Genomic DNA, 17,520 nt, shown 5'->3' on the forward strand with positions numbered 1-17,520 from the left:
GCCCGCCGGCCGCCCGCACCGAGTGGATCCGTCGGGCTGACGGGGGCGGGTGGTAATTTCGCCCGGCGGGTGTCGGGCTGACCGGCGCGGACGGCGGCGAAGGGGTGACGGTGGCGGACTGGCTGGCGGCGCTCGACCGCCGTGCGCAGTTGCGGGCGAAGGCGGGGCTGACCCGGCGGCTGCACCCGCGACCCGCTGGCGACGGCGTGACCGATCTGGCCGGCAACGACTACCTCGGCCTGGCCACGCACCCGGAGGTCACCGCGGCGGCCATGGCGGCGCTGTCGGCGTACGGGCTGGGGGCCACCGGGTCCCGCCTGGTCCGTGGGTCCACCGACGCCCACCAGGCGCTGGAGGACGACCTGGCGCAGTGGTTGGGCACCGGTCGCGCCCTGGTCTTCTCCTCCGGCTACCTGGCCAACCTCGGTGCGCTACGGGCGCTCGTCCAACCTCGGACGCTGCTCGTCTCCGACGCCCACAACCACGCGTCCCTGATCGACGGCTGCCGGATCTCCGGCGCGGAGACGGTGGTCACCCCGCACGCCGACGTGGACGCCGTGGCTGCCGCGCTCGCGGCCGTTCCGGGCCGCCCGGCGGTGGTGGTGACCGAGTCGGTCTTCTCGGTCGACGGTGACCTCGCGCCGCTGGCCCGGCTGCACGCGGTGGCCCGCCGCCACGGTGCGCTTCTGCTTGTCGACGACGCGCACGCGCTCGGCGTGACCGGTCCGGCCGGCGCCGGCGCGGTGGCCGCCGCGGGGCTGGCCGGCGAACCGGACGTGCTGGTGACCGCCACCCTGTCCAAGGCGCTCGGTGGCGCCGGCGGTGTGGTCGCCGGCCCGGCCGAGTTCGTCCGGCATCTGGTCGAGACCGGGCGCACGTTCATCTTCGACACGGCACTGCCACCGGCGGTCGCCGCCGGGGTGCATGCCGCGCTGCGACTGGCCCGGGTCGGCGACGAGCTGCGCGCGGAGCTGTCCGACCGGGTGCGGCTGGCGGTCGGTCGACTGGGTGCCGCCGGGCTGTCCGTCTCCGCGCCGGACGCGGCGGTGATCTCGGTGACCGCCCCCGGGCCGGAGGCGGCGACCGCCTGGGCCGCCGACTGCCGGGCTCGGGGTGTCGCGGTGGGCTGTTTCCGGCCCCCGTCCACCCCGGACAGCCGTTCCCGCCTGCGCCTCACGGTCAGCGCCGGGGTGCCCCGGGTGGATTTCGAGCGTGCCCTGGAGGTCATCGTGGACTGTGCCCCGTGAGCGCGAGGAGTGAGCCGGGGTTGCGAGCCCCGCAGTCGCGAGCAGAGGTGGCCCCGTGAGCGCGAGGAGTGAGCCGGGGTTGCGAGCCCCGCAGTCGCGAGCAGAGGTAGCCCCGTGAGCGCGAGGAGTGAGCCGGGGTTGCGAGCCCCGCAGTCGCGAGCAGAGGTAGCCCCGTGAGTGGGTGGGAGGGGCCGGTTCTGGTGACCGGGACCGACACCGAGGTCGGCAAGACGGTGGCGACCGCGGCGATCGCGGCCGCGGCGCAGGCCGCCGGGCTGCGGGTGGCGGTGGTCAAACCGGGCCAGACGGGTACGGCGGGCGGTGAACCAGGCGACGTGGACGTGGTGAACCGGCTGGCCGCCCCGCTGACCGGCCGCACCCTGGCCAGTTATCCGGATCCGCTCGCCCCGTTGGCGGCCGCCCGGGTGGCGGACCTGCCGCCGTTGGAGTTGTACGAGGCGGTGGACGCCGTCCGTGCGGAGGCGGACAAACACGACCTGGTGTTGATCGAGGGTGCGGGTGGGTTGCTGGTGCCGATGGGGTTGCGTCCGTCGGGGGAGCTGTGGACGATGGCCGATCTGGCGGTGTCGCTCGGCGCGCCGGCCGTGGTGGTGGCGCGCGCCGGGTTGGGCACGCTCAACCACACCGCGTTGACCCTGGAGGCGCTCGATCGGCGGGCGGTGCCGGCCGGTGTGGTGATCGGGGCCTGGCCGAGCCGGCCGGAGTTGGTGCACTGGACGAACCTCACCGACCTGGTGCCGAATCTGCTCGGCGCGTTGCCCGACGGCGCCGGGGCGATGGACCCGGGGGTGTTCCGGCGTTCCGCGCCGGGTTGGCTCACGCCGGCCCTGCACGGTGTGCTCGACGACTGGCGGGTCTGGGCCGAGGAGAGCGGCTGAGGACCTGACTTTCGTCGGTGTCCGCGCAGGTCGGGCGTGGGTAGCCTGGCCGCCGTGCGGATCCTCGACTTCTCGCTGCCAGGTCCGCTGGATCGGCGGCGTCGCCTGCTGGTGGACGCGTTGCTCTGGGCGGTGGTCGCGGCCCCGGTCGGCTACGCCGGGGTGAGCCCGCCCTACCCGCGGTACGCGCTGCCGCTGCTGGTCGGCAAGTTGCTGCTGCTCGGCGCGGCGGTGGTGGAGAGTCGACGCCGACCGTTGGTCGCCCTGGTGCTGGTGGTGCTCGGGTCGGTCGTCGATGGCAATTTCGTCTTCGCCGTTCCGGTCTTCAGCTATCTCACCGGGCGGCGCAGCGTCTCCGCGCGCCCGGTGGCCGGGGTCTTCGTGTTGATCGCGGCCGGCGGTACGGCGCTCAACCTGGGTCTGCTCGGCACCGGCGAGGCCACCTGGTTCCTGCTGGCCTCGGTGTTGCTCTTCGCCGCGGTGTTCCCCTGGTTGGTGGGCCGGTACCGGCGTCAGCAGCAGGAGTTGGCCGCCGCCGGTCATCGTCACGTGGAGGCGCTGATCCGCGAGGAGCGCGGTGCCGCCGAGCGCATCCGGCTTCGGGAACGGGCCCGGATCGCCGGGGAGATGCACGACTCGTTGGGGCACGACCTCAGCCTGATCGCGTTGCGTGCCGCCGCCCTGGAGGTCGCCGCCGACCTCGACGGGCGGCATCGGGCCGCGGCGGGGGAGTTGCGGGCCAGCGTCTCCGCCGCCACCGAGCGACTGCACGAGATCATCGGGGTGCTCCGCGAGGAGGGTGGCGCGTCGGTGCGTCCGAGTGGGGAGACCGTCGCCGACCTGGTGGACAATGCCCGGGAGGCCGGCCTGGCGGTACGGCTGGAGGCCGCCTCGGCGGTCGCGGAGCTGCCGGCGATGACCGGCCACGCGGCCCACCGGGTGGTCCGTGAGGCGCTGACCAACGCCGCCCGGTACGCGCCGGGCGCCCCGGTCGACGTTCGTCTCATCCGCGACGGTGAACGGGTCGAGGTGAGCGTGGTCAACGGTGCTCCGTCGGGTGAGCCGCTGCCCGCCCCGCCGTCGCAGGGCTCCGGGTTGCTCGCCCTCGCCGAGCGGGTCCGCCTCGCCGGCGGGACGCTCGACGCCGGTCCCCGCGCCGACGGAGGGTTCGCCGTGGTGGCGGCGTTGCCGGCGACCGCGCCACCGGTGGAGGCGATCGAGAGCGATCTTGCTGGACCGTCCGGCGGCTGGCCCGGCCCGGTGGAGCGGCCGGTGGACGCGGAGCGGCGGCTGCACGACGCCCGCCGGCGCGTCCGGCGCAGTCTGCTGGTGGCGCTCCTGGCACCTGCCGGTTTCGCCCTGGTGCTCTCGCTCGTCTACTACCCGGTGGCGACCGCCGGGACGGTGCTGGACCGGGCCACCTTCGACCAGATGCGCGTCGGCACGGCCCGCTCGGAGCTGGAGGGTCTGCCCCGACGGCAGGTGGAGAACCCCGTCGGCGTCGACCGGGCCGGCTGCGAGTACTACACCGACGGCAACTTTCCCCTCGCCGAGCCGACGTGGCGGCTCTGCTTCACCGACGGCCGGTTGGCCAGCAAGGAGTGGATCGCGTAGTGGACGCCGACAGGGCCGGGGCAGCGCCGGTGCGGGTGGTGCTGGCCGACGACGAGGCGATGATCCGGGCCGGTGTCCGGGCCATCCTCGCCACCGACCCCGCTATCGAGGTGGTCGCCGAGGCCGGTGACGGGCGCGCCGCGGTGGAGCTGGTCCGCGCGCACCGACCTCGGGTCGCGCTGCTGGACATCCGGATGCCGCGGCTGGACGGGTTGGCCGCCGCCGCCGAGATCCGCCGGCTCGTGCCGGAGACCGCGACGATCATGTTGACCACATTCGGTGAGGACGACCACGTGGCCCGCGCGCTCGGGCACGGCGCCAACGGTTTCCTGCTCAAGGCCGGTGACCCGCGGGAGCTGATCGCGGGTGTGCACGCCGTCGCCGAGGGCGGCGCGTACCTGTCGCCGCGGGTGGCCCGCCGGGTGATCGAGCTGGGTGCCGGCCGGTTGGCCCGCCGGCCCGCCGCGCGGGACCGTACGGCCGGGTTGACCGAGCGGGAACGGGAGGTGCTGGCCCTGGTCGGGGCGGGGCTGTCCAACGCCGAGATCGCCCGCCGGCTGCACCTGGTGGAGGGCACCGTGAAGAGTTATCTGACCAGCATCTTCACCCGGCTGGACGTGCGTAACCGGGTGCAGGCGGCGATCCTCGCGTACGAGGCGGGGCTGGTCGACGGCTGAGCGGGGGCCGGGAAGCCCCCGCTCAGGTCGTCAGGCGTCGCGGCGGCGCAGCGCGACCCGGCCCAGCAGCAGTGCGGCACCGGCCCAGCCGGCGAGCAGGAGCAGCCCGACCAGGCTCGGGTACGGCTCGGTGTCGCCGGCCAGGAAGTGCCCGCCGGCCACGCCGGGGAACACGTCGGCGATCCGGTTCAACACCTCGATGTCCGGCTCCTGAAGCGACAGCGGCACGATCATCAGGGTGGCGAGGAGCACGACGATCGTGAGCACCGCGCTGCGCAGTGCGGCGCCGAGGCCCAGCGCGAGCACGCTGATCAGCGCCAGGTAGACCGCCACCGCCACGATGTCGCCGATCGTCTCGGCGGCCGGGGCGCTGCCCCACTCGCCGAGCACCGGCCGGGCCACCAGGGTGCCGACGCCGCCGAGCAGCAACCCGAGCGCGAAGGTGACCGCCCCGGTGACCACGGCCTTGGCCAGCAGCACCCGGCCGCGCGACGGGGTGCACTGGAGCGTGGTCCGGATGGTGCCGCTGGTGAACTCGGCGGTGATCGCGAGCAGGCCCAGCGCCAGTACCACGTACTGGGTCAGCTCGACCGAGTCGATCAGCACGCTGCCGACGGTGACGATCCCCCGGTCGTCGGTCGGGTCGTCGTTGGTGTTGGCGTTCGCGGCGTAGATGGCGAGTTGGCCGGCGCTCGCGGCCATCACCAGCAGCCCGGCCAGCGCCGTCCACCAGGTGCTGCGGACCGAGGAGAGCTTGGTCCACTCGGCGGCCACCGCCCCCCGGAGGGTGGCCGGCGCACCGGTGGTCGGCGTGCTGGCGGGGCGGGTGCCCGTGTCGGTCCGTGCGCTCATCGTTGCCCACCCTCGGTCGGGCCGCCGGCGTACTCGACGCTGTCGGCGGTCAGTTCCATGAACGCCTGCTCCAGGGTCGCGGCCTGCGCGGTCAGCTCGTGCAGTCGTACCCCCAGTTCGTGCGCCAGGTCACCGACCCGGTCCGCGGTGGTGCCGGTGACGGTCAGCTCGGTGCGGTCGGCCGCCACCACGCTCGCCCCGGCGGCCGTGAGGCGCGTGGCCAGGGCGGCCAGTCCGTCCGGGTGCGGGCTGCGCACCCGGACGGCGACCGTGCTGCCGGCGATTACCTCGCCGATCGGCGCGTCGGCGAGCAGCCGGCCCCGCCCGATCACCACGAGTTGGTCGGCGGTGAGCTGCATCTCGCTCATCAGGTGGCTGGAGACGAAGACGGTCCGACCCTGGTCGGCCAACGAGCGCGTCAGGTGTCGTACCCAGCGCACCCCGTCCGGGTCGAGGCCGTTCACCGGTTCGTCGAACATCAGCACCGGCGGGTCACCGAGCAGCGCGCCGGCGATGCCGAGCCGTTGGCCCATGCCGAGGGAGAGGGTCCGACCCGGTTTGCCGGCGGCCCGCGCGTCCAGCCCGACGGTGTCCAGCACCTCGTCGACCCGGCGGGCGGGGATGCCGTTGCTGCGGGCCATGGCGAGCAGGTGTGCCCGGCCGGAGCGGGCCGGGTGGATGGCGCGGGCGTCGAGCAGCGCGCCCACCTCGTGCAGCGGTCGGCGCAGCTCCCGGTACGCGCGTCCACCGACCAGGGCCTGTCCGGCGGTGGGACGGTCCAGCCCGAGGATCATCCGCATGGTGGTGGACTTGCCGGCGCCGTTGGGGCCGAGAAAGCCGGTGACCCGGCCGGGCGCGACGTCGACGGTCAACGAGTCGACCGCGACGGTCGCCCCGAACCGTTTCGTCAACCCACGTAATGTGATCATGCGCTGACGCTAGGCGTGCGGCCCGCTGCCGCGCCGCGCCCGAACGGCAGCAGCCGACCCTGACTTTCGTCAGGTCGTCGGCGCCTCGGTCAGCACGTAGTCCTCCAGCAGCGCCGGCGTGAGCCCAGCCCGGTGGATCGCCTTGAGCGCCGCGAGCAGGTCGTCCATCAGCGCCGGCCGGAAGTGCATCAGCAGCACGTCGCCGGGCCGCACCACCTTCTCCGGGGTCTGGTAGCGCACCTTCCCCTCGTGCACGGTCTCGGTCCAGTGGAAGACCGCCTTCGCGCCGCAGTCGTGCGCGGCCCGCAACGTGGTGGCGTCGTGGTTGCCGAAGGGCGGGCGGAACAGGGTCGCGCGTGTGCCGAAGAGCGTCTCCAGCGTGTCCGCCGCCCCGCAGATCTCCCGCTTCTGGTAGTCGTACGACCGGCCGGACAGCGAGGTGTGCGTGATGGTGTGGTTCTCGACGACCCCGCCCGCCGCCACGATCCGCCGGAAGTAGTCGGTGTGCTCCCGCGCCGCCGGCGAGTTGAGGAACATCGTGACCGGGATGTGCGCCCGCTCGATGAAGTCGGGCACCGCGGGCGGGCGGGCCAGCCCACCGTCGTCGATGGTGATGAAGGCGACCTTCTGGTCGGTCGGCAGTCGGTGCCAGAACTGGGCCGCGCCGGTCGCGGGCAGCGGCACCGGTTGCGGTGGCGGGGCCTCGGGGAAGGTCGGCACCTGGGACACGTACCAGTCCAGACTCCCCGGTGTGGGCTTCACGGTCGGGGACGGCGAGGTCGACGGCGGGGCAGGCGAGGCGGACCGGGCCGGCTGGCCCGTGGTGATCTGCCGTGCGTGGATCGTGCCGCCGGCTGTGCAGGCGCTCAGCGCCAGCAGGGCCAGAACTGGTACGACGGCGAGGATCCGACGTGCGGGGGTCGCTGACACGCCCGGAAACCTACCGAAGCGAGATCAGGATCTCATCAGGCCGGTGCCCCGGATGACGAAGGCGTCCGGCATCCGAAAGGTGAGATTGTCCGGGCACCAGGGCGGACGGACCACCGTCACCCCGTCCAGCAGCGGTGCTGCCTCGGCAACCACCACGGCCGCCTCCATCCGGGCCAGCACGTCACCGACGCAGCGGTGGGCGCCCGCACCGAACGACAGGTGGCGACGGGACCCACGCTGGCCCGGCCGGAACTCGTCGGGCGTCTCGACCACCGCCGGGTCGCGGCCGGCGCGAGCCAGCCAGAGCACGAGGCTGCTGCCCGCCGGGACCGCCGTACCGCCGAGTGTGCTGTCCGTCGCCGCCACCCGCCGCCAGGTGACGATCGGCGGCTCCAGCCGCAGCCCCTCCTCCACCACGTCGGCCACCGCGACGTCGCCGGTGCGTAGGCCGGCCCGCACCGCGGGCTCGCCGGCCAGCCGGTGCAGCAGCAGGGTGAGGAACTGCGAGGTGGTCTCCTGCCCGGCGACCAGCAGGAAGAAGAGCGCGCCGACCACCACGTCCGGCGGGTGCCCGGCCGCGCGCAGCTCGCCGGCCAACCCGCCGCCGGTGGCCGCGAAGTCCCGCAGTACGCGGTGGAACCGGCCCACCTCGGCGGCGAGTGCCAGCTGCCGGTCGGTGTCCAGCGGCGCCCAGAACAACTCCAGCGCGGCGCGGGCGAACTCCTTGACCGCGCCGACGGGCGCGTCCGGCAGCTCGACCAGTCGGGCCAGCGTCAGCAGCGGCAGGTCGGCGGCGAGGTCCGCGTACAGGTCGACAGGCGCGCCGGTGTCGAGCCGGGTGCCGAGCCGGGCGACCCGGTCCCGGACCAGCGCGGTGAGCCAGGGCCGCTGCGCGCCGACCAGCTCGGGGTGCAACGCCGCCGCGACGATCGCCCGGATCTCCGGATGGCTGGCACCCGAGTTGTTGGCAAGCGTCGGGGGCAGCCGGAACCGGTGCCCGGCGAGCACCCGCAACGCGGTCACCGGCATCGGTGTCACCGCGTCCAGCGCGTTGTCCGGCCGGTAGGTGACCGGGTCGGCGAGCACCTGACGGACCAGCGCGTGCCGGGTGACGACCAGGTGGCGTACGCCGACGTGGTCGCTCACCTCGGCGACGTCCGGCCAGGGTGCCTGGACCGCGGACCCCCAGCTGGAGAACAGCACGTCGACACGCTAGCGGGCGGCCCCCGGCAGCCCGGCGCGCAACTGCCAGACGGTGGTGCGCTTCACCCGTACGCTCTCCAGCGCCTCCGGCACCGGCACGTCGTAGGCGGCCAACTCGTCGAAGCGGTCGCGGGGCAGGAACGCCCGGCCGGGGTCACCGACCAGCGCCGGTGCGCCGGCACGCGCGGCGCGCAGCAGGAAGCGCAACACCCGCCGGGCCATCGCGTCGCTGTAGAAGACGTCACCGGCGAGCACCACCTCGGCGTCCCCGGCGTCGGAGTCGAGGATGTCGCCGAACTCGGCGTCGACGCGTACCCCGTTGGCCTCGGCGTTGAGCGCGACGGCCGCCACCGCCAACTCGTCCACCTCGACGGCTCGCACCGCCGCCGCCCCGGCGCGGGCGGCGGCGATGGCCACCAGGCCGGAGCCGGAGGCGAGGTCGAGCACCCGGCGGCCGGCGACCAGCTCCGGGTGGTCGGTCACGTAGCGGGCGAGGGCCTGCCCGCCGGCCCAGGCGAACGCCCAGAACGGCGGCGGCCGGTCGGTGGAGAACTCGCCCTCGGTCAGCTCCCACAGCCCGATCGGCTCGTCGGCCTGGTGCAGTCGCACCTCGGGGACGAAGGGGACCGGGGCCAGCCGGGCGTGCAGCCGGACGAACGTGCTGGAGAGCTCGGACACCCGGCGATTCTCGCGCACCGGCAATGGCGGGCGGCGCGGGGAGGTGGACCGGTACGGGTGAGGGGTTCACCACCCTCGGTGAAATCACCACTCGTCCTTGGCGTCCGCTGCGAAGACACCCCTCTGTCCGGCCCGCCCGTTTCCTCCTAGCGTTTCCCGGGAGTGACGAGAAGAGGCGAGGTGGTGGTGATCGTGTGGCGGTACGCGCTGCGGGTCGGGGCGTTGGTTGCCGGCGTGACGGGGGCGGTGCTGACCCTGGCCGCGCCGGCCCAGGCGGCCTTCGCCACCGAGCTGAGCGGCCTGCCGGCCCGGTTCACCGCCGGGGATCAGGTGCGGACGATCTCCGCGGTGGTGTCCCAGACGGACCGGCGCGGCGGATGCGTCAAGGTGCGCTGGTCGATGGTGCTCAGCGTGCAGGGCATCCGACTCGACCAGGTGAAGATGGACCGGGTGGAGGAGACCGGCGACTTCCCGCTGGAGATCCAGACCGAGGGTGACGTGGCCCGGCTGACCGACCGGCAGCTCGACCCGGGCACGCTCTGCCCGGGCCGCACGGTCACGGCACGCTACCGGGTGGCCTTCGCCGAGGACGTCACCCAGGGGCGGGTCACCCTCGCCGCCGAGGCGTACGACGCCAACGCGCGCCTGCTGGCCCGGCAGACGGCCACCCGCTCGGTGCGGGGCGCGGGCGCCACCCCGACCGGTACGCCGACGCCGAGCGCCACCCCGGCGCGGCCCAGCGAGCCGGCGAGCGCGCCGGCCGAGGAGGACGACACGTCCGTGGTGGAACCGGCGGGCGACTATCCGGCCGATGCGGCCCCACCGGCCGGCCGCCCAGCCTCGCAGTCCGGCGGGTTCGGCGTGGTCCACGCGGCGTTCCTGCTCGGCGGGTTGCTGCTCTTCCTCGGGATGGGTCTGCTGCTGCGGCTGCGGCACCTGACCCGGGCCCCGGCCGACGAGGCCGAGGACCCGCCGGTGGACCGGCGCTGGGAACGGCCGGTCCCCGCCGACCGCTGGCGGCCGGCCCGCCGCTGATCGAGGGACGTGGGGGCCGGCGGGTGGTCCGCCGACCCCCACGGTGTCACCCCGAGAACGCCTGGAACTCGGCGATCCGGACCTGCGTCCGGGCCGGGCTGGCGGTCGCGCAGTCCGTCGTCGTGACCGGGTCGTCGTCCTGCTCGCCCGCGTACCGGGGGCCGCCGGTGCACTGGCTCGCCAGCACCTCCAGTCGCAGGTGGGTGGCGAGCGTGCTGGGCACCGTGAACGTGCGGAGGTTGATGTCCCGGCTGTACGACCGGTACGCCCCGCCGGGGAACGCGTCGCCCGCGCTGGTGTAGATCCGCTGCCAGCGCGCCGGATCCGCGCAGTCGGTGGTCGTCGCGTTGCAGGCGGACACCGCGAACGAGCGCAGCGCGCTGAGCGCGTTCTGACTGCCGGTGTCGGCGTCGCCGGTGATCGCCGGGCGCAGCATCGCGCTGACGTTCACCCGCTTGACCGTCTGCGGGGCGCCGCCGGGCAACGCCACGGTGAGCTGCCGGCCGGCCACCCCGTCCAGGGAGGCCCAGTTCGTCGCCTCGGTGTCGTCGGCGATCCGGTCCAGGTTGACCCCGTCGCCGGTGATCGTCGCCCCGGACGCGGTGGACGCCAGGTTGCGGCTCATCCGCAGGTCCACGAACCCGTCCTGGTCGGCCTTGGCGACCACGCTGAGCCGCTGGTGCCCGAAGCCGGGGGCCACGGCGAGCAGGTCGTACGTGCCGGCCACCATCTCCACGGTGTCCGGGATCGGCGTCGCCGGGTCGGTGTCGGCGATCGGCGTGGCCCGTGCCTCGTACGCCCCGACGTACACCCGGATCGGCGCGTCGGCGCTGTCCCCGCGCGGGCGCAGGGTGAGCGTCGCGTTGCCGCCGCCCGGCGAGGCGAAGCTCGGCGTCGGGTCGGTGTCGCCGGCGCCGTTGGTGGCGGCGTCCCGGCCCATCCCGGAGCGGGCGAACTCGGCCCAGATCAGGTCCTGGTTGGCGCCGCCGAAGCGAAGCAGGTCGGCGGTGAGCATGTTGTCGCGCATGTCGAGCATGCTGACCTGGCTGGCGGCCTGGAGCAGGAACGAGTCGAAGACCAACTGCGACCAGCGCCGGTTGCCGGGGCACTTGTCGGCGGCGACCTTCCCCTGTGCGCAGTCGAGCTGCCGCTGGCCGGTGCCGAGGCCGTACCGCTTGACCAGCGCGGCGCGGACCCGGAAGTTGGTGGCGCCCCAGATCTCCCCGTCGGCGTGCACGGCGGGACCGGCGGTGTTGTAGCCGATGTCGGAGTAGTTGAGCGGGCTTCGGCTGAGGTCGTAGTTGCGGATGCCGCTGACCAGGTTGCCGGTGACGTAGCCGCCGGTGACGAAGGGCGTCTCCCCGGGTGCGCGCAGTCCGTTCTGGAAGAGGTACTCGGCGGCGAGCAGGTCGCCCCACGACTCGCCCATCGCGCCGCCCTGGTGGCCGCCGATCCCGCTGTCCGGGCCGGCGATCATCCGGTTGGTGATCGCGTGGGTGTACTCGTGGCCGATCACCGTCATGTCGTAGTCGCCGTCCACACACGGCGGGTACGGGCCACCGGCCTGCGGCTGCCACAGGTACATGTTCGTGGTCGGCGGCTGCCCGTCGCGCCCGGTGCCCTGGTTGGCGTTGTTCCGGTTGCCGGTCAGCGCGCCCTGCTGGGCGCGGCCCTGCTCGGCGTCACCGCCCAGCCCGGCCGGGGTGAGGTTGACCGCCTGGAGGTTCCACGCCGACTCGGTGAAGCCCAACTGGTACGACCAGTCGTGCATCCGGTTGTGCATGGCGAAGAGGTTGGCGATCGACGCGTCGGCGTCGTTGCGCTGGGCTGCGGTGAACACCTCCGGGTTGCACTTCGCCTGGTGCCACTGGTCGGTGAACGGGTACTCGTAGCGGCGCTCCGGGCTGGTGGTGGCCGGGACGATCGGGGTGCCCGCACCCCAGGAGAGCACCGTGTTGGCCGAGTTGCCGCGCGAGGTGAAGGTGGGTGTGCCGGTGGCCGCGTCGATGTCCCACGGTTGGCCGGTGGCCGGGTCGCGGAAGGCGGCCTGGCAGCCGGGCGCTGGGTCGCCGCACCAGCGCACCCGGGGGTCCTGCCCGGGGCCGAGGTCGCGGGGCGGGGTGGCCGGGAAGACCGCCCAGCTCGGGTTGTCGGAGTCGAAGTCGACGAGGTCCTCCCGGACCAGGACCTGCCCGGTGCCACCGTCCACGTAGCTGGTGAACGCGACCGGGTCGTCGGCGTCCGCGCCGATCATGGTCACCTCGTAGGCGGCCCGTGGCCCGTCCAGCGGCGTGGGTACGGCCACCGACCGGATGGTGTGGCTGGCCACCGCGGCGGCGGTCAGCCCGGCGTCGGCGAGCGCGGCGGCGTACGCCTGCTCGGCGGTGCGGGTGGCCGGCGCGGGCGTACCGGTGTGGCGGGCCAGCGAGGAGCTGACCGAGAGCACCGTGCCCTTGGCGACCGCGAGGGTGACGAGACCGTCCGGCCCGGCGGGCAGGTCGCCGAAGCGTTGCCGGAGGGTGACCACGGCGCCGGTGCCGATCGGCCGGACCAGCACCCGTTCCATGCTGGCCACCGCTGCGGGGTCCAGGCCGAACAGGTCGCGGTTGGCCCCCAGGTAGGCGCGGGCGGCGGCTTCCGGGTCGGCGGGCAGGCCGGTGGCGAGCGGTGCGCGGCCGGGGCCGAGGGCCTGCGGGGTGCCGAGTCGGTTCCACCGGACGTCGGGGTCGGCGGCGCGGGCCAGGCCGCGCTGGCGGGCGTCGGGTGCCGCCGTACCGGTGCGGTTGTCGGCGTCGGCGGGCTCGTGCCCCTCGCTGAACGGTCCGGACCGGCGCTCGGCGGTCGCCGCGCCGCCGGTGGGGGCCGCGGTGCTCACGCCGGTGGGGAGCAGCGCGGCGACCGTGGCCGTCGTCGCCAGGACGGCGATGAGCCGGCGTCGACGCCGGCTCATCGGGGGTGACCATTCGGGTAATGGCACGGGACCTCCTCGTGGGAGCGGAAGGGCCGGCGGCCGCCGACCGTCGATGCGCGGTGACGCATGCGCATCTGTGGATATCAGTCGATCGAGATCGCGGCAAGGTCCCGGGGGGTCCGACGGGCCAACTGATCGAAATAGCTCGACTTCACGAAAGCCGGCCTCTGGTAGAACGCGTCAGGCGGCTGGCACCCTCTGGCGGGCCGCCCGCGGCGTCACGCGCCGCGCGCGCTCAGGCGCTCAACGCTTCAACGCTCGGCGGGCGGTCGGCTTTTCGGGGCGGTCAGTCGCCCGGCGCCCAGTCGGGGCTGCGGCCGAAGGCGGCCAGCAGGTGGTCCTGCTCGTCGGCGTCGTCGGGGACCCGCACCCCGGTCTGGACCAGGTTGTCGCGGCGGTAGTCGTCGATCTGGCCGGCGAACCACCGGGCGGCCACGTGCACCGCATCCGGGTCGAGCCGCGGCTGCGCGCCGATCGCCACCGCCACATCCCAGCCGTGGACGAGATGCTCGGCGAGGAGTTGCTGAAGGTATTCCGCGGCCGGGGTCTCACCACCGGACAGGTGCACGGCGCGGTCGAGCGTGCCCGGATGGGTGGCGGCGATCTCGGCCTGCGCGGCTGCCTCCCGCGCCACCGCGATCGGGTCGTCGCCGAGTTGGTCGCCGTCGAGTCGGTCGCCGACCTCGTCGATGGTCCGGCCGGCGAGCAGCGGGACGCTCCACCGGTCCTCACTCACCACGTGGTTGACAAGCGTGCGTACGTCCCAGTCGGAGCAGGGTGTCGGGTCGGACCACTGGCCGGGCCCGACCTGGTCCACCCGGTCGACGAATTCGGCCAGGCTCCGGCGGTACGCCTCCAGCAGATCCATGCTGCCGATTGTTCCGGTCGGCGGGGCGGGCCGAGCCGTTTTGCCGGGCCTGGTGGGGGCGATTGCGCCGGCTGTCCGGCTCAGTCCAGGTCGCTGAGGTCCAGGCCGAGCTCCCGGGCGGTGACCAGCCGGACCCACTCGCCGAACTGCCGACGGGAGATCACCCGGTCGTGTACGGCGAGTTGGACGGCGAGGCCGTCCATCACCGCGCTGATCCGCCAGGCGGCCCCGTCCGGGTCGGCGCACTGGAAGGTGCCGTCGGCCACCCCGGCGGAGATCACCGCAGCCAGGTCCTGTCGCCAGCGCAGGTCGAGCCGGCGGGACACCTTCTCCAACTCCGGGGTACGCAGCGACTCGGACCAGCCGTCGATCCACATGGACCAGGAGGTTGCCCGGCCGGCCGGCGTGTAGAGCTTGAGGATCCGGCGGAGCTTGGTCAGCGGGGGAGCCGAGGAGCGGGTCACCGTGTCCAGTCGGGCCAGATCCTGCTCGACCGCGTACGCGAAGGCCTGCGCGAGCAAGCGATCCTTGGTGGCGAAGTGGTAGAACACAAGTGCCTGACTCACGCCGGCGGCCTGTGCCACGTCGGCCGTCCGGGTGTTGGCCAGACCGCGCTCCACGATCACGTCACAGGCGGTGCGCAGCAGGGCATCCAGGCGGATCTCGGCCGCACGTCTCGTCACGACCGTTACCGTAGCCCATCCGATTGAACACGAACAGTTACCGCTACGGCCGGATCCGCGATGCGACAGTCGGAAGCCGGACACTTCCTCGGGGTGCGGTCAGTCGTTCCTGTGCGAGCGTTCACCGAGGTCCGCCGCGCGTGGATGATGCACGAAGTGCCTGGTGGGCGACGTGCGGCGCAACGATGGCCATCATCGTCCGTGCGTGCCCGAGCGTGACGGTCGGTGGCGGTCACCGGCACCAGGCCAGCCCCCTAGGAAGCCTGCCCGTGGTGGTCCCGATCCCCACCCGGCAGGGATGGGACGCGCCGAGATGACCCCGAGTTGGCAGTCTCTCACCGGCTCGGCTAAAGTTCTCATCCGTCACCCGGGAACGTCCGGGGGCGTGCGGACGTAGCGCAGCTGGTAGCGCATCACCTTGCCAAGGTGAGGGTCGCGGGTTCGAATCCCGTCGTCCGCTCGGAGCTGCCGCCACGCATGACGGGGGCAACCTCGGTGGGGTGGCCGAGAGGCGAGGCAACGGCCTGCAAAGCCGTGTACGCGGGTTCAAATCCCGTCCCCACCTCGGCAACAAGCACGGGCGATTGGCGCAGTGGGAGCGCGCTTCCTTGACACGGAAGAGGTCACTGGTTCAAACCCAGTATCGCCCACCAGCAGATCAGCGGCTCGTCACCGGAATCCGGTGACGAGCCGCTGCTGTTCAGCCTCCGGGACAGCGCCGGTGCGGCTTCGCATGGCACGCTTCCAGCGCGACGATCCATCGATTCGCAATGGCGGGGGCGGACCATGACCGGGGCGGCTGGACCATCCGACAGCGCCGAAGCGGGTGCGGCCCGCGCACCGAGGGTCTCGATCGTTGTGCCGGTGCACAACGAGGAGGAGACCATCGGGCCGTGCCTCGATGCGGTTCTCCGGCAGACGACGCCGGCAGACGAGATCATCGTGGTGGACAACGCCTCCACGGACGCGACCCGGGCCCGGCTGGCCGACTACACCGATCGGGTCGTGCTGCTCACTGAACCGCGGCTGGGCGTACTGGCCGCCCGCAACCGTGGCCTGACGGCGGCCACCGGCGACGTCATCGGGCGGATCGACGCGGACACCAGGCTGCCGCCGTACTGGGTGGAGGCGGTCCGCCGAGTCTTCGCGGACGACACCGTCGCGGCGGTGACGGGTCCGGTGACCTACTACGACATCCGCTTTCCGGCGGCCCTCAACGCGGTGGACCGGACGCTGCGCCGGGCGTGGACACTGCCGAGCCGGCAGCGGCTCGACTGGCTGTTCGGCGCGAACATGGCGGTCCGGGCTCGGGCCTGGCACGCCATCCGGCCCGACCTCTGCGACGACCTCCGCTACCACGAGGACCTCGACCTCGGCATCCACCTGCGGCGGGCCGGCCACCGGGTGGTCTTCGCCCCCGGGCTCCGGGCCGGCACCTCGGCGCGCCGTTTCCGGAACGACCCGGCCGACTTCTGGGCGTACCTGCGGATGATCGACGCCTCCTACGCCAGCCACTCGGGGCGGGCAGGTAGCGCCAGTTACTGGCGGGCCTGGCTGACCAGCCGGCTGATCATGCTCTGCTACCTGCCGTTCCGGGCGCTGCACCGAACCCACCCGGCCTACACCGCCGCCGCCCCGCCCCGGAAGAACCCGATGGCGGCGGAGCCGTCGCCCTAGCCCGGACTGGCCCGGCCGGGCGTGCTGGGTTCCTAGAAGGTGAGGATGCGGAACTCGCCCACCGGCCGGAAGCCGAGGCGGCGGTAGACCGGCTCGCCGATCGGCGACGAGGTGAGGGCGGCGGCGCGGGCGCCTCGCTCGCTGGCCAGGTCGAGCGCTGCCCGGGTCAGGGCGGCGCCGATGCCCCGGCGGCGGTGCTCGGGCTGCGTACCCACGAAGTAGAGCGTGACCAGTCCGTGGCTGAGCCAGGCGACGGCCGTTCCGACCACCTGGCCGTCGTCCAGGCGACCGGCCAGTCGGAGCACCGTGCCGTCGCCGGTGAACGCCTTCTCCCGCTCGATCGTCGCGGCCACCCCACCCGCCGGAATCCCGGACACCCGGGCGTACGCCGGGACGAACGTGTCCAGGTCGGTGGTCTCGGTGATGCGCAGGCCGGCGGGTGTCGCGACCTCGGCTGCCGCGTCGATCGCCACGGTCATGATCGGCAGGCGGGCCATCTCGGCCGCGCCGAGGGAGAGCAGACCGTCGGCCGTTCCGGCGTCGCTGTCCGGGCCGACCCACCAGACCCGGGGTACGCCGTGCAGGCGCTGTCGGGCCTCGACGAGCGCGTCCCGCGGTGTACGTCCGGCCACGCGCAGCACGCCGTTGAGGGTCGCGTGCGGCACCTCGCTGCGGTACGTCGGGAGGTCCGGCCCTCCGGCCACGCCGATGTTCCAGCCGAGCAGGTACGCCCGGTGCGCGGCCAGCACCGTGTCGAGAGACTCCACGATCCGGATGTTAGCGCGGCCTCCGCGGCGCTTCACCTGCGGAAATGGCTTGATTCAACGGGTGTGACCGGCGGCACGCCGGCTGCTCACCTCGAGGCCGCCGGCACGTCCGGCATCGCGCGGTCGCTGGCTGCGCCGGCGGCGACGTGTGGTCGGGTCACATGGGCGGGGCGATGTCCCGACGCTCCTCGACCCGCGCGTACTCCACCGGCTGCTCGGTGGTGGTGACCACCTGACGGCGGCGACCCAGGATCAGCGCGGTCATGATCAGGCCGAGGACACCGGCGCCCATCAGGATCCAGCCGACCACGTCGAGGTTGATGCCGCCGACGCTGGCGTCGAGCGCGAAGGTGAGGATCGCGCCGAGCGCGATCAGAAAGATGCTGGTGCCGATACCCATGACAGCCTCCTTAGGGGGATGTGGTGTGCTGTCGAGCCCCTCAGTACCCCGGCGCGGACCAGCGCAACCGTCACCGTCCAGGGTGCCGTG

Annotated in this window: 16 protein-coding genes and 3 tRNA genes; 9 read left to right on the forward strand and 10 right to left on the reverse strand. The window is 73.6% G+C overall.

Features of this window, described 5'->3' with window-relative positions; all coding sequences use genetic code 11:
* The first annotated feature begins 110 nt into the window (after positions 1 to 110).
* From AB0O48_RS18690 to AB0O48_RS18705, 4 genes are all read left to right on the forward strand, one after another.
* Entirely contained in the window at positions 111 to 1,247 is a 1,137-nt protein-coding gene (locus AB0O48_RS18690; RefSeq protein ID WP_357570131.1) for an 8-amino-7-oxononanoate synthase, read from the forward strand.
* 173 nt (positions 1,248 to 1,420) lie between these two features.
* Positions 1,421 to 2,146: a dethiobiotin synthase gene (gene bioD, locus AB0O48_RS18695; protein WP_357247838.1), complete on the forward strand. Its 726-nt coding sequence runs from the start codon at positions 1,421 to 1,423 to the stop codon at positions 2,144 to 2,146.
* A gap of 54 nt (positions 2,147 to 2,200) precedes the next feature.
* Positions 2,201 to 3,760: a histidine kinase gene (locus tag AB0O48_RS18700; RefSeq protein WP_365067035.1), complete on the forward strand. Its 1,560-nt coding sequence runs from the start codon at positions 2,201 to 2,203 to the stop codon at positions 3,758 to 3,760.
* Positions 3,760 to 4,437, forward strand: coding sequence for a response regulator transcription factor (locus tag AB0O48_RS18705; protein ID WP_357570129.1), 678 nt, complete (start codon positions 3,760 to 3,762; stop codon positions 4,435 to 4,437). The genes AB0O48_RS18700 and AB0O48_RS18705 overlap by 1 nt, the downstream gene beginning before the upstream one ends.
* Positions 4,438 to 4,467: 30 nt before the next feature.
* Here AB0O48_RS18705 and AB0O48_RS18710 read toward each other — a convergent pair whose 3' ends face one another.
* The 5 genes from AB0O48_RS18710 to AB0O48_RS18730 form a co-directional block, all read right to left on the reverse strand.
* Positions 4,468 to 5,289 (reverse strand): ABC transporter permease subunit, encoded by an 822-nt coding sequence (locus tag AB0O48_RS18710; protein WP_357247847.1) that lies wholly within the window; start codon positions 5,287 to 5,289, stop codon positions 4,468 to 4,470.
* Complete coding sequence (locus AB0O48_RS18715; protein ID WP_357570127.1) at positions 5,286 to 6,218, reverse strand: ATP-binding cassette domain-containing protein; 933 nt, start codon at positions 6,216 to 6,218, stop codon at positions 5,286 to 5,288. The genes AB0O48_RS18710 and AB0O48_RS18715 overlap by 4 nt, the downstream gene beginning before the upstream one ends.
* 69 nt (positions 6,219 to 6,287) lie before the next feature.
* A complete protein-coding gene (locus AB0O48_RS18720) occupies positions 6,288 to 7,148 on the reverse strand; it encodes a polysaccharide deacetylase family protein (protein ID WP_357570126.1) in 861 nt (286 codons plus the stop codon).
* A gap of 24 nt (positions 7,149 to 7,172) precedes the next feature.
* Positions 7,173 to 8,294: a cytochrome P450 gene (locus AB0O48_RS18725; protein ID WP_365067269.1), complete on the reverse strand. Its 1,122-nt coding sequence runs from the start codon at positions 8,292 to 8,294 to the stop codon at positions 7,173 to 7,175.
* A gap of 66 nt (positions 8,295 to 8,360) precedes the next feature.
* Complete coding sequence (locus AB0O48_RS18730; RefSeq protein WP_355029349.1) at positions 8,361 to 9,029, reverse strand: 50S ribosomal protein L11 methyltransferase; 669 nt, start codon at positions 9,027 to 9,029, stop codon at positions 8,361 to 8,363.
* Positions 9,030 to 9,191: 162 nt separating this feature from the next.
* Here AB0O48_RS18730 and AB0O48_RS18735 point away from each other — a divergent pair, with 162 nt between their 5' ends.
* Positions 9,192 to 10,064 carry a hypothetical protein gene (locus AB0O48_RS18735; RefSeq protein WP_365067043.1) on the forward strand — a complete coding sequence of 291 codons (873 nt, stop codon included), beginning with the start codon at positions 9,192 to 9,194 and terminating at the stop codon, positions 10,062 to 10,064.
* Between the two features lie 46 nt (positions 10,065 to 10,110).
* Here the strand turns inward: AB0O48_RS18735 and AB0O48_RS18740 are convergent, their stop codons facing one another.
* From AB0O48_RS18740 to AB0O48_RS18750, 3 genes are all read right to left on the reverse strand, one after another.
* Positions 10,111 to 13,041 (reverse strand): M36 family metallopeptidase, encoded by a 2,931-nt coding sequence (locus AB0O48_RS18740; RefSeq protein ID WP_365067046.1) that lies wholly within the window; start codon positions 13,039 to 13,041, stop codon positions 10,111 to 10,113.
* A gap of 280 nt (positions 13,042 to 13,321) precedes the next feature.
* Entirely contained in the window at positions 13,322 to 13,903 is a 582-nt protein-coding gene (locus AB0O48_RS18745) for a TIGR03086 family metal-binding protein (protein WP_365067049.1), read from the reverse strand.
* An 80-nt stretch (positions 13,904 to 13,983) separates the two neighbouring features.
* Complete coding sequence (locus tag AB0O48_RS18750; protein ID WP_357247867.1) at positions 13,984 to 14,586, reverse strand: TetR/AcrR family transcriptional regulator; 603 nt, start codon at positions 14,584 to 14,586, stop codon at positions 13,984 to 13,986.
* Positions 14,587 to 14,973: 387 nt separating this feature from the next.
* Here AB0O48_RS18750 and AB0O48_RS18755 point away from each other — a divergent pair.
* The 4 genes from AB0O48_RS18755 (at position 14,974) to AB0O48_RS18770 (ending at position 16,263) form a co-directional block, all read left to right on the forward strand.
* Positions 14,974 to 15,046: transfer RNA gene (locus tag AB0O48_RS18755), tRNA-Gly, on the forward strand.
* A gap of 34 nt (positions 15,047 to 15,080) precedes the next feature.
* Positions 15,081 to 15,151, forward strand: a tRNA-Cys gene (locus tag AB0O48_RS18760).
* A gap of 13 nt (positions 15,152 to 15,164) precedes the next feature.
* Positions 15,165 to 15,239, forward strand: a tRNA-Val gene (locus AB0O48_RS18765).
* 133 nt (positions 15,240 to 15,372) lie between these two features.
* Positions 15,373 to 16,263: a glycosyltransferase family A protein gene (locus AB0O48_RS18770; RefSeq protein ID WP_365067052.1), complete on the forward strand. Its 891-nt coding sequence runs from the start codon at positions 15,373 to 15,375 to the stop codon at positions 16,261 to 16,263.
* 32 nt (positions 16,264 to 16,295) lie between these two features.
* On the opposite strand, the gene AB0O48_RS18775 is transcribed toward AB0O48_RS18770, so the two are convergent.
* Together AB0O48_RS18775 and AB0O48_RS18780 are read right to left on the reverse strand one after the other, a co-directional pair.
* Complete coding sequence (locus AB0O48_RS18775) at positions 16,296 to 17,030, reverse strand: GNAT family N-acetyltransferase (protein WP_365067055.1); 735 nt, start codon at positions 17,028 to 17,030, stop codon at positions 16,296 to 16,298.
* Positions 17,031 to 17,187: 157 nt separating this feature from the next.
* Positions 17,188 to 17,430: a DUF6458 family protein gene (locus tag AB0O48_RS18780; protein WP_357247876.1), complete on the reverse strand. Its 243-nt coding sequence runs from the start codon at positions 17,428 to 17,430 to the stop codon at positions 17,188 to 17,190.
* Positions 17,431 to 17,520 lie beyond the last annotated feature (90 nt).

Origin of the sequence: Micromonospora sp. NPDC085948 (assembly GCF_040686315.1) — a bacterium.
In the GTDB taxonomy this organism is placed as follows: Bacteria; Actinomycetota; Actinomycetes; order Mycobacteriales; family Micromonosporaceae; genus Micromonospora.

Coding starts and splice junctions, on each gene's coding strand:
- AB0O48_RS18780 (WP_357247876.1), bottom strand. CDS start 17,430: ATGGGTATCGGCACCAGCATCTTTCTGATCGCGCTCGGCGCGATCCTC.
- AB0O48_RS18710 (WP_357247847.1), bottom strand. CDS start 5,289: ATGAGCGCACGGACCGACACGGGCACCCGCCCCGCCAGCACGCCGACC.
- AB0O48_RS18770 (WP_365067052.1), top strand. CDS start 15,373: ATGACCGGGGCGGCTGGACCATCCGACAGCGCCGAAGCGGGTGCGGCC.
- AB0O48_RS18715 (WP_357570127.1), bottom strand. CDS start 6,218: ATGATCACATTACGTGGGTTGACGAAACGGTTCGGGGCGACCGTCGCG.
- AB0O48_RS18745 (WP_365067049.1), bottom strand. CDS start 13,903: ATGGATCTGCTGGAGGCGTACCGCCGGAGCCTGGCCGAATTCGTCGAC.